At 69.8% G+C, this 18459-nt stretch carries 15 protein-coding genes; 4 read left to right on the top strand and 11 right to left on the bottom strand.

Annotated elements, in window-relative coordinates; genetic code table 11:
• Positions 1 to 6: 6 nt before the first annotated feature.
• From D7V88_RS09150 to D7V88_RS09140, 3 genes are all read right to left on the bottom strand, one after another.
• On the bottom strand, positions 7 to 921 hold the full coding sequence (locus tag D7V88_RS09150) for a hypothetical protein (RefSeq protein WP_120540235.1): 915 nt from the start codon (positions 919 to 921) through the stop codon (positions 7 to 9).
• 93 nt (positions 922 to 1014) lie between these two features.
• On the bottom strand, positions 1015 to 1713 hold the full coding sequence (gene aat, locus D7V88_RS09145) for a leucyl/phenylalanyl-tRNA--protein transferase (RefSeq protein WP_120540234.1): 699 nt from the start codon (positions 1711 to 1713) through the stop codon (positions 1015 to 1017).
• A gap of 14 nt (positions 1714 to 1727) precedes the next feature.
• Positions 1728 to 2570, bottom strand: a complete 843-nt coding sequence (locus tag D7V88_RS09140; protein WP_208726185.1) for an LEA/WHy family protein — start codon at positions 2568 to 2570, stop codon at positions 1728 to 1730.
• A 56-nt stretch (positions 2571 to 2626) separates the two neighbouring features.
• On the opposite strand from D7V88_RS09140, the gene D7V88_RS09135 reads away from it, so the two are divergent.
• The 4 genes from D7V88_RS09135 to D7V88_RS09120 all read left to right on the top strand — a co-directional run bounded on the left by D7V88_RS09135 (position 2627) and on the right by D7V88_RS09120 (position 6365).
• A complete protein-coding gene (locus D7V88_RS09135; RefSeq protein ID WP_120540232.1) occupies positions 2627 to 3271 on the top strand; it encodes a hypothetical protein in 645 nt (214 codons plus the stop codon).
• A gap of 16 nt (positions 3272 to 3287) precedes the next feature.
• A complete protein-coding gene (locus D7V88_RS09130; protein ID WP_120540231.1) occupies positions 3288 to 3776 on the top strand; it encodes a hemerythrin domain-containing protein in 489 nt (162 codons plus the stop codon).
• A 124-nt stretch (positions 3777 to 3900) separates the two neighbouring features.
• Positions 3901 to 5541 (top strand): hypothetical protein, encoded by a 1641-nt coding sequence (locus D7V88_RS09125; RefSeq protein WP_244238068.1) that lies wholly within the window; start codon positions 3901 to 3903, stop codon positions 5539 to 5541.
• Positions 5542 to 5615: 74 nt separating this feature from the next.
• Positions 5616 to 6365, top strand: a complete 750-nt coding sequence (locus tag D7V88_RS09120; RefSeq protein ID WP_120540230.1) for a hypothetical protein — start codon at positions 5616 to 5618, stop codon at positions 6363 to 6365.
• A 33-nt stretch (positions 6366 to 6398) separates the two neighbouring features.
• Here D7V88_RS09120 and D7V88_RS09115 read toward each other — a convergent pair whose 3' ends face one another.
• From D7V88_RS09115 to D7V88_RS09080, 8 genes are all read right to left on the bottom strand, one after another.
• Complete coding sequence (locus D7V88_RS09115; protein ID WP_120540229.1) at positions 6399 to 8705, bottom strand: arylsulfatase; 2307 nt, start codon at positions 8703 to 8705, stop codon at positions 6399 to 6401.
• A complete protein-coding gene (locus tag D7V88_RS09110; protein ID WP_120540228.1) occupies positions 8680 to 9591 on the bottom strand; it encodes a hypothetical protein in 912 nt (303 codons plus the stop codon). The genes D7V88_RS09115 and D7V88_RS09110 overlap by 26 nt, the downstream gene beginning before the upstream one ends.
• A gap of 278 nt (positions 9592 to 9869) precedes the next feature.
• Positions 9870 to 11780, bottom strand: a complete 1911-nt coding sequence (locus tag D7V88_RS09105; protein ID WP_120540227.1) for a tetratricopeptide repeat protein — start codon at positions 11778 to 11780, stop codon at positions 9870 to 9872.
• Entirely contained in the window at positions 11780 to 12418 is a 639-nt protein-coding gene (locus D7V88_RS09100) for a hypothetical protein (RefSeq protein WP_120540226.1), read from the bottom strand. The genes D7V88_RS09105 and D7V88_RS09100 overlap by 1 nt, the downstream gene beginning before the upstream one ends.
• Positions 12415 to 12918, bottom strand: a complete 504-nt coding sequence (locus tag D7V88_RS09095) for a hypothetical protein (RefSeq protein ID WP_244238067.1) — start codon at positions 12916 to 12918, stop codon at positions 12415 to 12417. Before D7V88_RS09095 ends, D7V88_RS09100 begins: the two co-directional genes overlap by 4 nt.
• Positions 12915 to 16193: a tetratricopeptide repeat protein gene (locus D7V88_RS09090; protein ID WP_120540225.1), complete on the bottom strand. Its 3279-nt coding sequence runs from the start codon at positions 16191 to 16193 to the stop codon at positions 12915 to 12917. The genes D7V88_RS09095 and D7V88_RS09090 overlap by 4 nt, the downstream gene beginning before the upstream one ends.
• Positions 16190 to 17803, bottom strand: coding sequence for a hypothetical protein (locus D7V88_RS09085; RefSeq protein ID WP_120540224.1), 1614 nt, complete (start codon positions 17801 to 17803; stop codon positions 16190 to 16192). Before D7V88_RS09085 ends, D7V88_RS09090 begins: the two co-directional genes overlap by 4 nt.
• Positions 17800 to 18435, bottom strand: coding sequence for an outer membrane beta-barrel domain-containing protein (locus D7V88_RS09080; RefSeq protein ID WP_120540223.1), 636 nt, complete (start codon positions 18433 to 18435; stop codon positions 17800 to 17802). Before D7V88_RS09080 ends, D7V88_RS09085 begins: the two co-directional genes overlap by 4 nt.
• Positions 18436 to 18459: the final 24 nt, after the last annotated feature.

Below are 18459 nucleotides of genomic sequence, written 5' to 3'. Positions count from 1 at the left end.
TACCGCTCAGTGCGCGCTGGACCCGTGATACGTCTTGCGCAGCTTCAGGTCCGGCACTTCCACGGTGCCGTTCTGCCCGTTCTGGCAGAACCACAATGACGTCCGTGGCAGCGCGCCGTGATGTCCGTGCGTCAGCCCGTTGTAGACGGAGCCGGCGATGAGGTAGCGGAACACCTGGGGCGCGGTGACGCTGACCAACTCGTCGTTCTGCTGCATCTCCTTCCAGACGACGCAGTACTGCTTCAGCGCCGCCCAGGCGCCCTTTGAATAGCGGGGGCTCGCCAGCATCCAGACTTCCAACTGGGGACACGTCTCCCCCTCGCCTTCGTCCGCCGCGCCGTAGTGCATCGCTTCGCAGACTTCGTCCGCGCGCGCCTCGTTGAACGTCACGTCGCCCTCCGCCTGCCACCCCGCGAGCCGCGACAACGTGAAGCGGCGCATCATCAGGGCGTCGTCCCGGGTCAGCGACGGACCCATGAACGCCTTGGGCTCCGGGAGCGCGAACGCGCCGCCGCCGTGCGGACCCACGCCCGCGTCCAGCACGTAGCCGCCCCAGGTGTACATGAGGAAGAGCGACCACGCGTCCTTCACGAACGCTCGATACGAGGGCGGCGTCGCCAGGGCCAGGCCCCAGTTGAGGATGTCTGTCATTGCCGCGACTGCCCAGTCGTCGGATTCCTTGTACCAGTAGTACCAGCGGTAGGCCGTCTTCGTGGCCCCCGCCAGGAACGCCTGCATGCCCCGCACGGTGACGTTCGGGTGCGCGGCGAAGTCCCGTGTGTACGCCGCGACCTGCGCGTCGAGACACCAGAAGTAGATCTTCACGCCGGTGCCCACGCGGGCTGCCAGCAGCTTGGGCTCGGCGATGTCCCGCTGGCGATCCGTCGGCGGTGGGCCAATCCAGGTGTAGTGGACATCCATCCGCGGCGACTCCAGGAGAATGAGGAGCCGGCAGTCTATGGACGCGTCTTCGCGCTCACCAGGACTCCAAGATTCCCTGGCTGCACCGCGCTGCTACGTCGGTTCGACCTCCGTCCAGGAACCCTTCCTGGTGGGTTCCTTCAGCGCATCCTTCAGCGCCGCCAGGAAGCGCTTGCGCGGCCACGACTCCGCGCCGAAGCGCTCCAGGTGCTCCGTCTCCACCTGGCAGTCGATGAGGTGGAAGCCCCAGCCCTTGAATCGCTCCACCGCCGTGGCGAACGCGACCTTCGATGCATCCGGCGCGAGCGCGAACATGCTCTCCCCGAAGTACGCCGCGCCCAGCGACACGCCATACAGCCCACCCACCAGCACCTCGCCGTCCCACGCCTCCACCGAGTGCGCGAGCCCCAACCCGTGAAGTGTGATGTACGCCTGTTTCATGGCGTCGGTGATCCACGTGCCGTCCTGCCCGGGGCGGTGCACGCGCGAGCACGCGTCGATGACCTTCGCGAACGCGGTGTCGTAGCGCACGGTGTATGTGCCCCGGTTCATCACCTTGCGCAGCGAGCGGCCCACGTGGACCTTCGCTGGCTCCAGCACGAAGCGCGGGTCGGGCGAGTGCCACAGGATGGGCTGCCCCTCGCTGTACCAGGGGAAGATGCCCTGCGCGTAGGCGGCCACCAGGCGCTCCGGGCGCAGGTCTCCGCCCACCGCCAACAGACCGCTCTTGTCCGCCTTGCCCGGAGGGGGAAACAGCTCCGGCTCGTCATCGCTCAACAGGTAGATGGGCACTTTCGCGCCCCAGTCTAGCGGGACACGTTGAGCTTCACGTCACCCTTCAGGGTGTAGGGCTGTTGCAGCATGGGGCCCTTCACCTCGCCCTTCACGCTGTAGGGCAGGGTTCCCTTGGCGATGAGCGCCTTGACGCCCGGACCCCACGTCTGCTGCGTCACGGACACCTCCACCGGGTATACGCCCGTCGCGGACGCATCCACGGTGTCCGCCTGGGCGACGGTGCCCTCCTCCAGCGGCTTGTCCGCCACGAAGACCTGATAGGTCAGCGAGTCGAGCCGCAGCGGGAACGGGTTCGGGTTGCGCACGCCCAGGCGCAGGTTGAGCTGCACCTCCTCGGGCGAATAGCGCGCGCCGTCCAGGCCCTCCACGATGACCTCCGGCAGCCGGGGCACGCGCACGGCGCGGCTCGCGGCGAAGGGCAGGATGTCCTCGGTGTCGCCCGTGCGCACCACCAGCGTGCCGCGCAGCGCGATGAGCACCGTGCCGCCCTGGGCGCTCAGGCGCGTCAGGTCCTCGGGGCTCTTCACGTAGGCGGACTTCTCCTCGAAGGAGAAGTCCGCGGGCGTGCCCGGCGCGAACGGCACGCCCAGCTTCGCGGTGCCCGTCTTGATGACCTGTCCGTCGGAGACCAGCTCGTAGTCGGCGCGTTCAATCACGCCGTTGGCGGTGCCCGTCACCTGGCCGGTGTAGCGCACGGCGGCGTCGGTGAGTCCCTGCGACACCACGGCGGTCTCCTGCGCCGTGAGGGCAGGGGGACCGCCGGAGCGGACCGGGGCGGAAGCACACCCGGCAAGGAGGGCGAACACCAAGGACACCACGGACAGCCGGCAGGTCGAGCGATTCACGTTGGACATTCTGGGGAGGCGGGGGGCTGGCCCCAAGGGGTTTTCCGCTAGACTGTCCACCAACCGTGGCTCCCCGACGTCCCAACTTCAACCGCACCCTGCGCTCCCTCATCCGGGACATTGCCGCCCGCATGCCCGAGTTCCGGCATGTGAAGGTGGGCCGCATCCTGGTGGTCGCGGGCGAGGCCCGGAGGGCGTCACGCGGCACGGTGAAGCCGCTGTGCTTCAAGGGCGGCAAGAGCATCGACAAGGCGGGCCGGCGCAAGCCGGTGGTGCGCATCCAGGGCCGGCGCATGCTGTACTGCATCACGCTGCGGCCGCTCTTCTTCCGGGGCTCCACCGCGAAGGCGCGGCTGGAGACGCTGATGCACGAGCTCTTCCACATGTCGCGCCGCTTCGACGGCACGCTGCACGCGGGCCGCCGTCACGCGAAGCTGGGGGACGAGTTCGGTCGCCGGCTGCGGCCCCTGGTGCGGCGCTACCTGAAGCTGTGTCCGGAGGCGCTGCTCACCGCCCTGGCCCATTCGGGCGAGGTGCGCGTGCTGCAATGGCTGGAGCGTCCGGGCCCCGCGTACGACCCGCGAATCGTGAAGCGCCGCGTGCGCAAGGTCTACACCGAGGACCAGCTCTTCTCCGGCGTGGCCCGCATGGTGACGCCGCGTCCCCGGGTGGTCCGTGAGACGGGCGCCCGCGACGACAAGGTGCACTGAAGGCGCATCGCAAGCGATGTCCGTGCCCTCCGACTTCGTCAGCCTTGGCGCGCTCCACCGCGAGTTGGAGGAGCTGTTCCTGCTGCATCAGGAAGCGCTGATGGGCATGGACCTGCCCGTGGCCCGTGAGCGGCTGTCGCGCTACCGCAAGGAACTCACGCGGCACCTGGAGGCGGAAGAGGCGCTGCTCCTACCGGAGCTGCCCCGGGCCGGAAGGATTCGCGGGGCCGCGCCGGAGCTCTTCACCGGTGAGCACCAGCGCATGCTGGAGTTGCTGGCGAAGTGTCAGGACGCGGTGGACGCGTTGGAGCCCTCCGCACCGGACTACCGCCGCGCGGTGCTGCGGGTGTTCGACATGGAGAGCACGTTCAAGCACCTGGAGCACCACCACTCGCTGCGCGAGGAGACGTACCTGTTCCCCGCGTTGGATTCGGTGCTGGATGCCACGGAGCGGCAGGTCTTGCTGGCCGCGTTCCTCGCCCGCACGGAGCCTCCCTCCCGCTGAAACGAGCGGGCGGGCAGGGAGGCAGTAGGCCGCCTGCCTCTGCCCACCCGTATGCCGTGCGTGGTGTCCTCACCTCGCATCCAGTCACGGCGCGGCGCGCTGGCTCGAAAGAGGTTTCCTCAAGGTGGGACGCGGGCTTCTGGCGCGGTGGCTGACATGGGTCTTCGTCTGGGCGCTCGTGGGCTGCGATTCGGGCGTGGAATTGACGCCCTGTGCTCGCGACTGCGTCGGCGCGGCCTGCGCGGCCTGTGTCTCCAGCCTGCCGGATGAAGCGCTCCGGCCCTCGCTGGCGTGTGATCAGCTTCCCGCGCAGGGGCGGTGTCTGGGGCCTCGCGTGCTGGAGCGGTGTGAAGGGGGCGCCGTGCACCGGGAGGACTGCGGCGAGGACTCCGCCTGCGTCGAGACCCCCACGGTCGCCTGTGTCGCGGGGCTCGCGTGTGTCGATGGTGTCTCGCGCTGCACGCAGGCGCGGACGCGGGAGGTGTGCACGAACGGTCAGTGGTCCGCGCGCGCCTGCGACTCCGGCTGCGAGGCCGCGCCGGGGCGTGGCTTCTGCGGCGCACCGGGACCCACGCTGAGCGGCACCGTGCGCTACGCCCGACGCTTCCCGGATGCGGCGTTCCGGGCGTGGACCTCCGAAACAGAGCTCGTCCCCGCGCGGGGCTTCCTCATCGTGTCCTTCCAGGGCGACACGCTGCTGGACTCCCAGGTGACGGACGAAGCGGGCCGCTACACGTTGAAGGTGCCCGCGTCCTCCAGCGACGCCGACCGCATCGTCGTGTACGCGGCGGGGCAGGGGCGCGACGGCGCGGTGGCCTACGCGGTGGCGGACCCCGGCCTTCCGGGCGAGCAACGGGTGCCGGCGCCGCCGGGCGAAGCGGCCCGCATCTGGAGCTGGACGCGCACGACGCGCGAGCTGTCGCGACAGTCCTCCTTCACCCTCGCCGAATCGGAAGGCTCCGGCGCGGCGGCCGTGTTCGACGTGCTGGGTACCGCGTGGCGCCGGATGCGCGAGCGCTACGGCGGGAAGGACGGACTGCCCGTGGTGGCCTGGCTGGGCTTCGGCACTTCATGGTCGTGCGGTGCGTGCTTCGCGCGCTGGCCCGTGACGGCGGCGGGGCGCAGGTGGGACGCGCAGGTGTGGCTGCCCGGGGACTCGGACGCGGCGTGGTGGTCGGACGCGATGGTGATGCATGAGCTGGGGCACTGGGTGATGGCCAGCCGGGGCACCAGCCCCGACGAGGGCGGACCGCACTACGTGGGCGTGCCCACCTTCCCGGGACAGGCCTGGAGCGAAGGCTGGGCCACCTGGTTCAGCGCCGATGCCCGGCGCAGTCCGCGCTACTTCGACCGGCAGGGCGGGACGATGTTCTGGGTGGACCTGTCCGCGAGAGCTTCGTCCGTGAGCGCCTGGCCCCGGCCCCGTCCGGAGGACGGCCTGCTCCAGCGCGTGGATGAGAACGAAGTGGCCGCCATCCTCTACCGCACCGCCACCAGCACCGCGTCGAGCCAGCCCCTGTATGACGCGCTCTCCTCGCCCACGATGAACCGCTCCCCATGGGCGCGCGGCTACACCCGACACACCTGGGCCCGGGATGAGCGGGGCGTGCTCTCGGAGGTGGTGGACACGGGCAAGCCGTCGCCGTGCCTCGCGGACTTCCTGGATGCGTTGGTGTGCACGGGTTTCCCCCGTGCCCGGGTGGATGCCGCCACCGAGCCTGCCTCCTTCTTCCCGTACCCCAGCCACGAGCCCCTGTGCCCATGAAGCTCCCGCGCTCCAAGCCTCGAAGCTGGCGGACCGCGTCCATGACGCTTCCTCGCTCCAGGTTGCGAAGACGCATGGCGGGGGCCGTGCTGGCCCTGGCCCTCATCGGTGCGCTGTCGGCCGGCATTGCTTCGGGCGTGGAGCGCGTGCGGCGCAAGAAACCGCCCCGGGCTTCCGACCTGTCGACTCCCACGGAAGAGGTGCCCCACTGGAGCGCCCAGGCTTCCCGTGCCTCCGCGCACCCGGTCCCGCTGCGTTCCCACCCGGAGCTGCCTCGGCACACCCCGTCACACGACACGCGGAACACCGGGGCCGTCTTCATGGCGGGGACGGGCGGCACCGTCCCTTCCAGCGCGCTTGGAGGGCTCGCGCAGGGGCCGGGCGAAGCAGCCCCGGACACGGATCCCAATCGGACAGGGGGTGTTGTCACCACGGCCCGGGTCCCCGCGCCCCTGCACGTCTCCTGGCGGGTGGTGGACTCCAGCGGGGTCTCCGTGCGGCTCGTCGCGCGGCTGGAGCGAAGCCCGGGTTTCACCGCGCCCGTGGAGGTGTCGCTGCGGGTGCCGTCACGCATGGTCCTCCATGACGGGCCCACGTCTCCCATCGTGCTGGAGGGCGATGTCCAGGAAGTTCCCTGGACGGTGGGGCTCCCCGAGGGCGTGAGCCCCGAGGAGGACCTCGTGCTGCTGGCGAGCGCGGAGGGCGAAGCCTTCGGCGTCCACGCGGAGGCGCGCTACCGCTTCGGCCGTGCGCTCGCGGAGGGACCCCGTCCCACGCCCACCGGACCGCCGTTGCCCGTGGACTTCATGCGCGCGCGGGAGTGAGCGCGCGCGGGCCCATGAAGGTCGGAGAGCGCTTCACTGGGACATGAGCGCGGCATCGACCTGTCCCGCGTGCACCTGCCGCCGGGTGGATTCGTCAGGCCCCGAAGGCAGCTCGATGACGACCTTCCGGATGATCCCCGTGAACGCGAAGCCGTGCGCATACGGGCCGACGGGCGCGCCGGTATCCTCTCCGACATCGAACGTCTCGCCGCTCATCGAGAACAGGAAGGGGACGGTCTTCTCGATGCGCCCCTCGGCCACGGGCTGGCCATTGACGAGCAGCCGGGCGATCCCTCCCTTCCCGACGCCACCGCCGTCGTAGTCGAACACCACCTTGAGTTCGACAGCGCCCTCCGGGAGCGGATCCGCGCCTTCGACCGAGTACATTTCGTGGCCGAGCCAGTTGTAGAAGTACACCGGCTTCCCGTCTCGGACATACAGCGACCACCCGGCCAGACTGCCGCCCTGGCAGACGACGACACCCTCCGCGCCACCTTCGGGAACCACCAGCTCCGCGGTGAGCACGAAGGAGGTGTTCTTCATGTTCACGATGGCCAGCTCCGGCATGCGCACGTTCTCGCGGTAGTAGGTCACCTTCCGCTGCCCCTCCAGCAGGCTTGGCCGGTACTGCGGCAGCGCGCGCTGCGTGGTGTTGTCATCCAACGGGTAGACGCTGTACTTGCGCGCCTCCGTGTCGAAGAGCGCCTTCAGTGCCTCCAGCTTCTCCGGGAACCTCGCGGCCAGGTCCTCGCTCTGACTGAAGTCGTCGGCGATGTTGTACAGCTCCCAGCGCTCGCTGGCGCCAAACGGCAGTGATTGGGAGCGGATCCATGGGACGCGTCCGTGGAAGCAGGAGGCAATCCAGCCGTCGTGATACATGGCGCGGTTGCCCAGGATTTCGAAGTACTGCGTCGTGTGACGGCCCGGCGCGTCCTTGTCCGCGAAGGTGTAGAGCATGCTGACGCCTTCGAGCGGCTTCTGCTCGACGCCGTCGACCGCTTCCGGCGCGGGGATGCCCGCGGCTTCGAGCACCGTGGGCATGATGTCGATGAGGTGGTGGAACTGGGAGCGCAGGCCGCCCGCGTCCTGGATGCCCTTGGGCCAGGAGATCACCGTGGCGTTGCGGGTGCCGCCAAAGTGGCTGGCCACCTGCTTCATCCACTGGAAGGGCGCATCCAGACTCCAGGCCCAGCCCACGTTGTAGTGGTTCTCGCAGCGCGCTGTCCCCAGGTCGTCGATGTGCGCGAGCAGCCACTCGGGATCCTCGGGCACGCCGTTCTGGAAGGAGGGGGCGCTCCAGGCGCCGTGGAGGGTGCCCTCCGCGCTCGCCCCGTTGTCTCCCACGACGTAGATGAAGAGCGTGTTCTCCCAGACCCCCAGGTCCTGGATGGACTCCACGACGCGGCCCACCTGCGCATCCGTGTGCGCGAGGTAGCCCGCGAAGATCTCCATCAGCCGTGAGGCCACCGGCTTGTAGCGGTCCGGGTAGTCCTCCCAGGAGGGAATCTCCTCGGGGCGTGCCGTGAGCTTCGTTCCGGAAGGGATGACCCCGAGTTCTAGCTGTCGGCGGTGGGTCTGCTCGCGGAGCGCGTCCCAGCCCTGGTCGAACCGGCCCTTGAACCGGTCGCTCCACGCCTTCGCCACGTGGTGCGGGCTGTGGCCGGCGCCCGGGGCGAAATAGATGAAGAAGGGCTTCTCTGGCGCGGAGGCCTTCTGGTTGCGGATCCAGGAGATGCACTGGTCCGCCAGGTCCTCGGTCAGGTGGTAGCCCTCCTGATTCAGGTACGGCGAGATGGGCGTGGTCTGATCATAGAGGGCCGGCTCCCATTGCGAGGTCTCCCCTCCGAGGAAGCCGTAGAAGCGCTCGAACCCGAGGCCCGTGGGCCAACGGTCGAAGGGGCCCGCCGGGCTGACCTCCCACATGGGCGTCACGTGTCCCTTGCCGAACCAGGCGGTGTTGTAGCCGCTCTGGCACAACACCTTGCCCAGCGTCGCCGTGCTCTTCGGGATGATGCTGTCGTAGCCCGGGTAGCCCGTGGCGATCTCGCAGATGGCGCCCATGTGCGAGCTGTGATGGTTGCGACCCGTCAGCAGCGCCGCTCGACTGGGAGAGCACAGCGCGGTGGTATGGAATTGATTGTAGCGCAGCCCCTGCCGCGACAGCGCTTCCAGCGTGGGCATGGGGACGGGGCCGCCGAAGGCACTCGAGGTACCAAACCCCACGTCGTCCAGGAGCACGACGACGATGTTGGGGGCGCCTCCAGGAGGCAGGTTGATTCTCGGCTTCTCCGGCTGCGAATCGGGCACGGCCGCTTCAAAAGGCTTCCGCTTCTTCGCCATGCTGAACCTCTCTCGGGGGCAGGCGGTGACGCTTCGTCCAGGCCTTGCGCAGTGCCTCGGTCAGACCCACGACCGCGAGGCTGGTCAGGACGTACATCAGCACCACCGGCGTCGCGCTCCGTCCGTACGCGGTCTGCGCGAGGATCAAGAAAGCCAGCGCGGGAAAGCGCAGCGCTGTGAAGGCCGCCAGGACACTTCGTGTCTCACGATGGGGTCCGCCCAGCAGGTAGCCCACCGCGACCGCTGGCAGCACGATGGCGACGCTGGTGAGCCACGCCCGGGCGCCAAGTGCGAGCAGGGGCCGCCACGCGAGGAAGAGCACCAGGACGGCCGCGGCCAGCATCACCCCGGTCACGAAGCTGCCGGCGAAATGCGCGATCCGCGCCGCGACCTTGGGGACGAAGCGTGCGAGGCACAGCCCCGCGGCGAGCGGGATGAACACCCGCGACAGCACCAGGGCGGCGACCTTCTCCGGGGCCAGCGACAGGGTGCCCCCGACCAGGGCCCCATGCAGCGCGATGGCCGCGGGCAGGACCCCGATGGCAAGCGCCAGCAGCGTGATGTTCAGCCCGAGCGTGTAGGCCACCTCCTGCTCGGGCTTCCGTGCACGCTGGAGCGTCGCGGGAGGCCCCATGCCCATCGCGAAGACGGAGATCAGCAGGCCGTTTTCGACCATCCCGGGCTGCTTGCTGACGGCCAGGACGAGCAGGGCCCAGAGGGGGACGAGCACCACGACCGCGAGGAGCGAGCGCAGGAGGAGCGCGGGCTGGTGCCAAAGCCAGCGCAGCTTGACGCGCCGGGAGGTCTCCAGCCCGGTGGCGAACGCGGCCAGCGGAATCGCGACTCCCACCAGTGTCTTGAAGACAGCCAGTCCGCCCGGGTCCATGTGTGGAACGTGAGGTCGCGGAAGCGGGCCCGCCAGTGTGTCGTCGGCCCGGCCCCTTCCAATCAGCCAGGCCGTTGGCTGGCGACGACCGGTCACCACGAGACGACGTCACTCACGGCGCCGGTGGAGGGCCTTGCTCCTGCGAAGCCTCACGCCGGAGGCCTCGCTGATTCGCCCGCCGCCTCGAAGGGGCTGGCGATGCGGCAGGCCATGGGCAGCGCGCCTGCCTTGGGACAGCACCCCCGGCGCTCGACGCGCCCGGGGGCAGGGCGGAATCTTCAGGGCACGTCGGAGGCGAGCTTCTGCAACGCCGTCTTCGCGTCCGCGTGGTCGGGCTGGAGCCGCACCGCCTCCGCGTACTCCTTCTTCGCCTCGTCCTTGCGGCCCGTGGACTCCAGGAGCTGCGCCAGCGCGAAGTGCGGCTCGCCCGCGATGGGGTCCACCTGCGAAGCGCCCCGGAAGGACTTCTCCGCGTCCTTCGCCTTGCCCTGCCGGTACAGCGTGTGGCCCAGGTACAGCAGGCCCAGCGAGTTGCGCGGCTCCACCGCCAGCAGGTCGCTCAGCACCTGCACCGCCTTCGACTCGTCACCGCCGCGCAGGTACAGGAAGCCCAGCTCCGCGCGGGCCTCCAACTGCGCGGGGTCCTTCGCCACCACCGCCTCCAGCTCCGGCACGGCCAGGTCCGGCCGGCCACGCCGCGAGTGCAGGATGCCCAGCCGCGCGAGCGCCGCGGTGTCCGGCTCCTCGCCCGCGGCGGGCGTCAGGAGCTTCTCCGCCTCCACGTAGTCGCCCATGGCCAGCAGCAGATCCGCGAGCCCCAGCTTCGCCCCGCGGTGGTTCGGATCCTCCTTGAGCACCGCCTGGTAGAGAGGCCTGGCCTGCGCGCCCACGTGCTTCTTCGCGTAGGCCTCCGCGAGCACCAGCCGGTTCTCCGTCGTGGGCGCCAGCCGCAGGCTCTCCGTGTACTGCGCGATGGCGCCGTCCAGGTCGCCCTTGGCCCGGAGCGCGTCGCCGTAGCCGGAGCGCGTGCCGGGCTCGTCCGGGAAGGTCTCCACCGCCGTCTTCAGCGTGGCCACCGCCTCGTCCACCTTGCCCAGCCCCAGGTACGCACGCGCGAGCCCCTGGTACGCCTCCGTCGTCTTCTTCCCGTCGTCGGCGCTCTTCTCGATGGCCTTCTGGAACGCGGACACCGCCTGCGTCTTCTTGCCCTGCGCGAGGTAGAGCTGGCCCAACTGCGTGTAGGGACCGCTCGAACGGCGGGGCTCCAGCAGCAGCGCCTTCTCGAACGCGCGCGTCGCCTTCGCGTTCTCCCCCAACTGGAAGCACACGAGCCCTAGGTTGAAGTGCGCCTCCGCGTACTTCGGATCCAACGCGATGGCGCGCGTGAAGGCCTCCGCCGCCTTGCGCGCGTTGCCCTGACCGTCCAGCACCACGCCCAGGTTGTTCTGCGCCCGGGCGTGCTTGGGGTCCGCCTTGATGGCGGCGTGATACTCCGCGAACGCACCCGCTGCGTCGTTCTCCCGCATCAGGATGACGCCCAGGTTGTAGTGCGCCTCCGCGTCGCCGTCCTTCTGGCGCAGCGCTTCGCGCAGCGTCTCCTTGGCCTCCGCGTTCTGGCCCTTCTCCGCCAGCGCCTTGCCCAGGTTCACCCGCGCGACGTGCAGCTTGCCGTCCAGCTTCAGCGCCTCGCGGTACGCCTCGATGGCGTCGTCCGTGCGGCTGGCGCGCTGGAGCACTTCGCCCAGGTTGAAGCGCAGCTCCGCGTCCTGCGGCGCCAGCTCCGTCGCCACCGAGTACTGGGTGATGGCCTCGTCCGTGTCGTCCTGGATGCGCGCCAGCAGCCCGCGCTCCGAGCGCAGCGTGGCCTCTTCCGGGAAGCCCGCCAGCGCTGAGTCCAGCACCGCCTTCGCCTTGTCCACGTCGCCCGACAGCCGCAGGGCGCGCGCCAGGGCCACCCTCGCCGGCACGCCGTCCGGGGTGAGGCCCACCAGCTTCGTCAGCGGGGCCACCGCGCGGCGCGGCTGGTTCTGCGACAGGAAGGCCGTGCCCAGCTTGTAGAGCGCGTCCGGGTCATCCGGGAGCTTGTCCGCGCGCGGTGCGGCGACGGCGGGCTTCTCAGGAGGCGCGGCCTCCGGAGCGGGGGCCTGGGCAGCGAGCAACTGGAGGATGAGGACGGTGGCGTTCGTCATCACAGGTTCTCCACGTAGGGGCTGGCGCGTGCGTCGAAGGTCTTCTTGGCGAGGGCGGCTTTCTTCGTTTCCCAGGCTTCCTTCGCGGTCTGCGCTTCCTTGGTGTCCTCCGCAAGCGCCGCGCGCTCTTCCTTCACGGCCGCTTCACACTCGGACACCTGCTCCTCGTACTCCTTGACCTCCAGGCGTTCACTGCCCTGCACCTTCGCCTTGCGTGCCGCGGTGAGTCGCGCCAGTTCGAACTTCGCGAACGCGCACCGCAGCGACAGCTTCTCCACCTCGCGCAGGCCCACGTTGAGGCGCTGGTGCGCGCGCAGGAACTCCACGCGGGACTCCGACTCCGCGATGGCCAGTTGCGCCACCTCGCGCGACGACGCGTCCGGGGCGCGGTCCTCCTCGTCCTCGGCGGCCTCCTGGCGGGACTTGGCCCGGCGGATGTTCTCCCGCGCGCGGTTGACCTCGTTGTCCGCTTCGTCCACGCGGTCGATGGCCAGCGCCAGGTCGTTCTCCGACTCCAGCAGTTCGATGCGCGTCTCGTACGGCAGCTTCTTCACCAGCGAGTCCGGCACGCGCATGCCGTAGCGCGGGCCGCAGGCGGAGGCCAGGAGGGTCAGGCTCAACAACAGGGTGCGCTTCATGGAGCGGTCGCCTCGAAGCGGCCGAAGATGGTGCGGCCGGAGTAGACGTCGGTGCCGTTGACGAAGGTCACGTTGAACTCGCCCGACACGCGGTCACCGGGGGTTTTCGGAAGGGACTTCACGAAGAGGTTGCCGCGCGCCAGAAGCGGGAAGGGACGCACCGGCTCATCCAGCACGCTGCGGTCCACGCTGCCCCGCTGCGAGCCGTCCTCCAGGGGTTCCGCCAGGTTGATGTCCAGCGAGCCCGCGTACTCCGGGTCCTCCGGCAGCATGTCCGCCACGCGCGCGCTCACCTTGAGCACCACGTCCTGCCCGGAGCCCTGCGTGTCGACGAAGCTCACCGCCAGCGTGCCCTCCGCCAGCCGCGCTTCGGAGCGCTGGTAGCGCAGGTCCAGCAGCGGCGTCACGCTGCCCTCCAGCGCGCCGCCCTCGCCCTCGCCACACGCGGCGGTGGCGAGCGCGAACAGCGCCGGAGCGATGAAGCGAAGGCGCGCGCTCACTTGCACGCCTTCCAGCCCGCGTCCACGTCCGGACCGTTGAGCGTGCCCATGTCCTTGAGCACGGCCAATTCGCGGCGCGCGCCGTCCGTGTCGCCGAAGCGGCAGCGCAGCGCGGCCAGGTTGAGGCGGGCCTTGTCGTAGGTGGGGTCCGCCTCCAGCGCCTTGGCGTACGCGGCCCGGGCGCCCATCGCGTCGCCCAGGTTGAGCATGGCCCAGCCCAGCGCGGCGTGCGCGGAGGCGCGCGTGTCCTGCAACTCCGTCACGCGGCCGAAGGTGAGCTGCGCCATGCCGTACTGGTGCGCGTCCAGGTAGCCCATGCCCAGGGCTTCCAGCGCTTCGGCGGACAACACCTTCTCCGCCTTCTTGCGCAGGTCGTCCAATGCAGCCGGCTGCGTGGGCGCGGCCGTCGGAGGCACCGGCAGCGAGGCCACGTCCGTACGGTTGCGGCAGCCCAGGACGGCCGCGTTGAAGACCTCCAGCGACTCCGCGCGGGACAGGCACGCCTTGAAGGCGTCGTCGGAGCGGGACTTCAGCGGTCCCACCTGCTGCTTCACCGCGTCCTGGAACTGCTTCGTCTCCGCGGCGGACAGCCCGCCCGGCACCGGCGTCTGGTCCACCACGTCCGCGATGTGGCCGTACGCCAGGGCAATCTTCCACAGCGACGCCACCGCCCACTCCGGATACCCGAGCGACGCGGCCTGCGTGTACACGCCCTCCATGGCCTGGAGCGCGGCGACCTTCTCCTCCACCTTGTCGGCGGGCAGGTCCTTGTAGCCGCGGAAGAGGATCTCCCCCAGGTACCACAGGCCCTTGGCCGCTTCTTCCGACTGACCGTTAGGGCCCTGCACCGCGGCGGTGAGGGTGGCGATGAGCGCGTCGGGGCTCGCCGTGGGCGCCGTCGCCGCCTGCACCTCGGCGAGCACCGCGGCGGCCGCCACGTTGTTCTTGTCCAGCCGCAGCGCGGACTCCGCGGTCGACTTCGCCCGCGCGTAGTCCTTCTGCTTCAGGCGCGTCTCGGCGAGCAGCGACAGCACCTCGCCCTTGCGAGCACCGGCCGCCTCCGCCGCCGTCTCCAGGTTGCGGGACGCTTCCTTGTACTCACCCAGCGCCAGCCGCAGCCGCGCGCCGGCCATCCAGCCGTCCACCGCCGCCAGGTCGCCGCCCAGCTTCTGGCCCACCTGTTCGAACCAGCCGGCCGCTTCCGTGAAGGCCGCCGCTTCGGCCGAGTGCCGACCGAGCGTCAACAGCACATCCGACAGGTACTGGCTCTTCGGGTAGGACTGCACCAGCTTCGTGCCCAGCTCGCGCTCGCGGGGCAGGTCGCGCTTCTCGCGCGCCGCGGTGAACGCGCCGTAGAGCGCCTTCTCGCCGATGTCGGTGTTCTTGTTCTCGTCCGCGACCTTCATCAGGCCGGAGATGACGTCGCCCGTCTCCTGCGCGCTCTGCAGGGCCAGCTCGTCCAGCGCCTCGGACTTGCTCTGCGTGAGGATCTTCTGCACCTCCCCGCGGAAGTTGGACGGCAGCGACGACGCGAGGAACTTGCGCCCCGTCTCGTCCAGCTTCTTGAAGTCGTTCACCTGCCGGAGGCTGTCCAGCGCCAGGTTGCCCGCCACCGGCGCGTCCTTGTACTGCGGATGCGCCAGCGCGAACGCGGTGAACAGCTCCGCCGCCTTGGGGTAGTCGCCGTCCTCGTAGTGGGCGCGCGCGATGTTGAACTTCACGTCCAGCACGTGCGGGCTCTGCGGGTAGCGCGACACGTAGTTGGCGCCCAACAGCTTCAGGGCCTGCCGCGCGTCGGCCACTTCGAAGGCGTTGCGCTTGAGGGCCTCTTCCGGCTTGAGCGTGGAGAAGTGGGCCAGCAGCGCGCCGTACATCGCCGCGTCCACGGCCTTGTCGTCCTTGGCCTTGGCCTTGTCCTCGTAGCGGGCCAGCTCCTCGAACTGGCGCGCGGCGTCCGGGAACTCCTTGGCCGCGAAGAGCGCGTCCGCGCGGTTCTTCATGATGGGACGCACGTACTGCTCGGGCCGGAACAGGCCCAGGTACTCGCGGTAGGCCGCCGCGGCCTTCACGTACAGGTCGCGCTCGTCCTTCTTCTGCGCCGCCAGGTGCACCTGGGTGGACAGGTCGCGCGCCATCTCCTCCAGCTCCACGAGCTGCTTCTTGCGGTCCGTCTCGGAGAGCTCCGGATCCGTCTTGCTCTGCACCGAGGCGCGCACCAGGAAGCGGATGTCCTCCGGCTCCGGCAGCACCTTGCCCTTGGCGGCCTTGAGCGAGTCGTACAGCTTCTGCCCGCGCTCCAGGTCCAGCTCCGGGTCCGGCTGCACTTCCATCAGCTTGCGCAGCGTGGGGATGGCCCACTCGTACTGCTGCTTGATGAAGTAGCGGTTGCCCAGCTTGTCCAGCGCGAGCGCGTACGTGGCGCGGCTGTCGCTGAGCTTCTCGAAGTAGTTGAGCGCGCCCTTGGGGGGCTTGGCCTCCGTGTAGCTGTACACGAGGTCCAGCAGCGCCTCGCGCTTGACGTTGAGCGCCTTCTTCACGTCCACGCCGGGCAGGGGCGCGCTGGCGGCCGCCGCTTCGAAGAACGTGACGGCCTCCGCGTGCTTGGCCTGGTTCACGCGGATCCAGCCCATCTTGTAGCGGGCCAGGTCGTGCACCGGCGACGGCGGCAGCTCCAGGATGGCCTGGTAGTGCTTCTCCGCTTCGACGAGGTCCGCCTTGTCGAAGAAGTGGTCTCCGAGAATCTGTTCGGATTCCAGACGCAGCGGGCTGTTGGGGAACTTGCGCGTCAGGTCGCCCAACGTCTTGAGCATCTCATCGAACTGGCCCAGTTCGCGCTGCTCGTGCGCCAGGTAGAACGTCACCTGATCGCCGTCCTTGAAGTCCGGGTACTCGCGCAGCAGGCGGAAGTACATCTGCACCGCCTTCTGCTTCATCAGGCGCGTCTCCGGGGAGACGATGGCGCCCGACGCTCCCTCCGGCCGCTCTTCGGCCTGGAGGTAGTACACGTAGCGGCTCTTCTCCACGTACAGCTCCGCCAGCCGGAACTGGAGGTCCGGGAGGTACGGGGCGTTGCGGCTCTTGGAGATGAGCTTCTCCGTCTCGCCGATGGAGCGGTCCACCTTGAAGATGTCGCGCTTGAGCTTGGCGATGAGCTCGTCGCGCTCCTTCGCCTTGGAGACGATGGGGTTGAGGTTGGGCCCGACGCGGCCGGCGGCGCCAGGAGCTGCGGCCGCGAGCATCGCGGCGGTGATGAGGCCGGTGAACGGGCCGGTCATGGGGTTTCCTCGATGCAACGGCTCTCGATGCGGACCCGGTAGGACTTGAGCTCGTCGTTCCAGTATTCGTTGTCGAAGCGGAAGGCGACCTGCGCGGGGGACAGCATTTGCTCTTCTTCGGCGGCCACCACCTGGGCGCCCTTCTTCACGCGCTCATACAGCTTCAGGCCCACCTCGTACTCCATCAGGCGCACCTGTTCGGCGGCGCGCAACAGCGTGTCCGCCTCCTGGCGCACGGCCTCCGCGAGCCGGGCGTCGTACACGCGCACGGCCTCCGCGTGGGACAGGTCATACAGCCGCGTCAGGTGTCCGAAGAGCCGGTCGCCGAAGCTGCCGGCGAAGCGGCCCAGGCGCTCTCCCTCCAGGTCCAGCAGCGACACGAACCGGGCGGCGCGCTTGGTGCCACCGTGCGCGTTGGCGGCACGGCGCAGGCGCGCGTCCTGGCTCAGGTCGTCGCGGGAGCGCACGGACTCCAGCGAGTCCGCGTACCGCCGCGTCAGCTCCTTCGCCGCGCGCTTGGCGGGCAGGTAGTGGCACAGGTCGCGGAAGATGAGCGCGCGCAAGAGGTACTTGTCCGGCAGGAACTCATCGCGGAAGGACGGCGCGTCCAGCGTGGTGAGGATGCCCAGGGACGCGCGCAGGTCGCCCAGCTTGTAGCGGGTCCACGCCTCTTCCAGGTAGAGGCTCGCGCGGCCCGGATCCAACTGCGGCAGCTTCACCTTGCCGTACGCGTCCAGCGCGCCCGACCAGTCCTTGCGCTCGTAGCGCAGGCGGGCCACCGCGAGGGCGGCCTCGTTGCGCGACTCGCGGGTGAGCTTCTCGTCCTCGGACAGCGACAGGAAGTCCTTCACCATCTCGTCCGGCGGATCCTTCACCTGCTTGAGGCGGGTGACGAGCAGGGCGAACTTCGCGCGGCTCGCTTCGGCGCTCGTCTCCGGGAGCTTGGAGAAGTGCGTGCCGGCCCAGCGCTCGTTGCCCACGCGCAGGTCCACCAGGCCCTGCTGGTAGTGCGCGTACGCGCCCGTCTCCTCCGGCAGGAAGCCCAGGTCCAGCGCGCCGAAGACCTGCTCGTCGATCATCACCTCGTCGTGCGGCCGGTCCGTCAGGTCCTTCAACGCGTCCAGCGCGCGCGGCAGCACGTTGGGGTTGGTGCGCTCGCGCGCGATGCGTGCCAGGTACGTGGCGCCCGCGTGGGTGAGGCCCAGGTCGATGAGGCTCTTGGCGAGGAAGTACTGGCCCCATGCATAGTTGTCGTCCGTGCGGGGCGTGGCCTGGAGCCACGCGTACAGGGGGCCCGCGGCGTCGCGCGGCTTGCCGTCGAAGTACGCCTTGAGGGCGTTGTCGAAGGTCTCCGGCGCCACCTTCTGGGGCGGAGGCGGCGGGGCTTCAGCGACGGCGGCCTTGGCGGGACCGGCGGGCGCGGCGGCGGTGCCCGCGTCGGAGGGGAGCGTGCCCGCGTCGGCGGTGCCCGAAGGCGTGCCGGGCTTCGCGGTGGCGGGCGCGGCGGGCATGGGCGGCAGGCCCGCGTCCGGGGCGGCGCGGGCGACCGTTGGGAACACGAAGAGCGCGGCGCTGGTGAGCGCGGCGACGATGAGCGGGCGGGACGTCATTCCGTGGCGCCGAAGTTGAAGGCCGTGCCCAACTGCACGGTGGGCACGTTGATGATGCGCGACGCGCCCGCGAAGACGGTGTTGTTCGTCACGTCCAGGCGGAAGGACACGTTGCGGCTGGAGAACACGCGCAGGCCCAGGCCCAGGTTGATGGCGGGACGGAAACCGTCGCTGCGCTCCACCTTCACCACCGTGCCGCCGCCCAGGAGGAAGACCTCGAAGTGGATGACGTTGGTGTTGAGGAAGGACGTCTTGCCGTACAGCGGGCTCCACACCAGGTCGGAGCCCACCATCCACTGCACCTGATCCTCGAAGGCGGTGTTGGTGGGGGACACGTCGAAGTCGCGCTCCAACTGGCGGCGCAGGCTGGTCTGCACGTTGTAGCTGTACGTGCCGCGGCCCACCTGCCACGCGAAGCTGTCGCTGAAGTGGTACGTGTAGCCGACGTTGCCGATGAGCCCCTTGTAGTAGGCGTCCGCGGGCAGCACGCCCACGCCGAGCGTCAGCTCGTGGTGCATGCGGTAGAGGCGGTCCTGCACCGCGGAGACGGTGCCGGGGTTCTCGAGTTCCTCGGCCTGGGCGCGCGCGAGGCCGGGCACCAGGCACAGGAGGGTGAGCAGGATGAATCGCACGGGGGATGTTTCCTGTCGGGGGGG

It is taken from the genome of Corallococcus terminator (assembly GCF_003611635.1).
Taxonomy (GTDB): domain Bacteria; phylum Myxococcota; class Myxococcia; order Myxococcales; family Myxococcaceae; genus Corallococcus; species Corallococcus terminator.
This window is presented reverse-complemented; position numbering and strand designations above follow the sequence as displayed.

Coding starts and splice junctions, on each gene's coding strand:
- D7V88_RS09120 (WP_120540230.1), top strand. CDS start 5,616: ATGGCGGGGGCCGTGCTGGCCCTGGCCCTCATCGGTGCGCTGTCGGCC.
- D7V88_RS09105 (WP_120540227.1), bottom strand. CDS start 11,780: ATGACGAACGCCACCGTCCTCATCCTCCAGTTGCTCGCTGCCCAGGCC.
- D7V88_RS09110 (WP_120540228.1), bottom strand. CDS start 9,591: ATGGACCCGGGCGGACTGGCTGTCTTCAAGACACTGGTGGGAGTCGCG.
- D7V88_RS09140 (WP_208726185.1), bottom strand. CDS start 2,570: ATGTCCAACGTGAATCGCTCGACCTGCCGGCTGTCCGTGGTGTCCTTG.
- D7V88_RS09115 (WP_120540229.1), bottom strand. CDS start 8,705: ATGGCGAAGAAGCGGAAGCCTTTTGAAGCGGCCGTGCCCGATTCGCAG.
- D7V88_RS09090 (WP_120540225.1), bottom strand. CDS start 16,193: ATGACCGGCCCGTTCACCGGCCTCATCACCGCCGCGATGCTCGCGGCC.
- D7V88_RS09100 (WP_120540226.1), bottom strand. CDS start 12,418: ATGAAGCGCACCCTGTTGTTGAGCCTGACCCTCCTGGCCTCCGCCTGC.
- D7V88_RS09130 (WP_120540231.1), top strand. CDS start 3,288: ATGTCCGTGCCCTCCGACTTCGTCAGCCTTGGCGCGCTCCACCGCGAG.
- D7V88_RS09085 (WP_120540224.1), bottom strand. CDS start 17,803: ATGACGTCCCGCCCGCTCATCGTCGCCGCGCTCACCAGCGCCGCGCTC.
- D7V88_RS09150 (WP_120540235.1), bottom strand. CDS start 921: ATGGATGTCCACTACACCTGGATTGGCCCACCGCCGACGGATCGCCAG.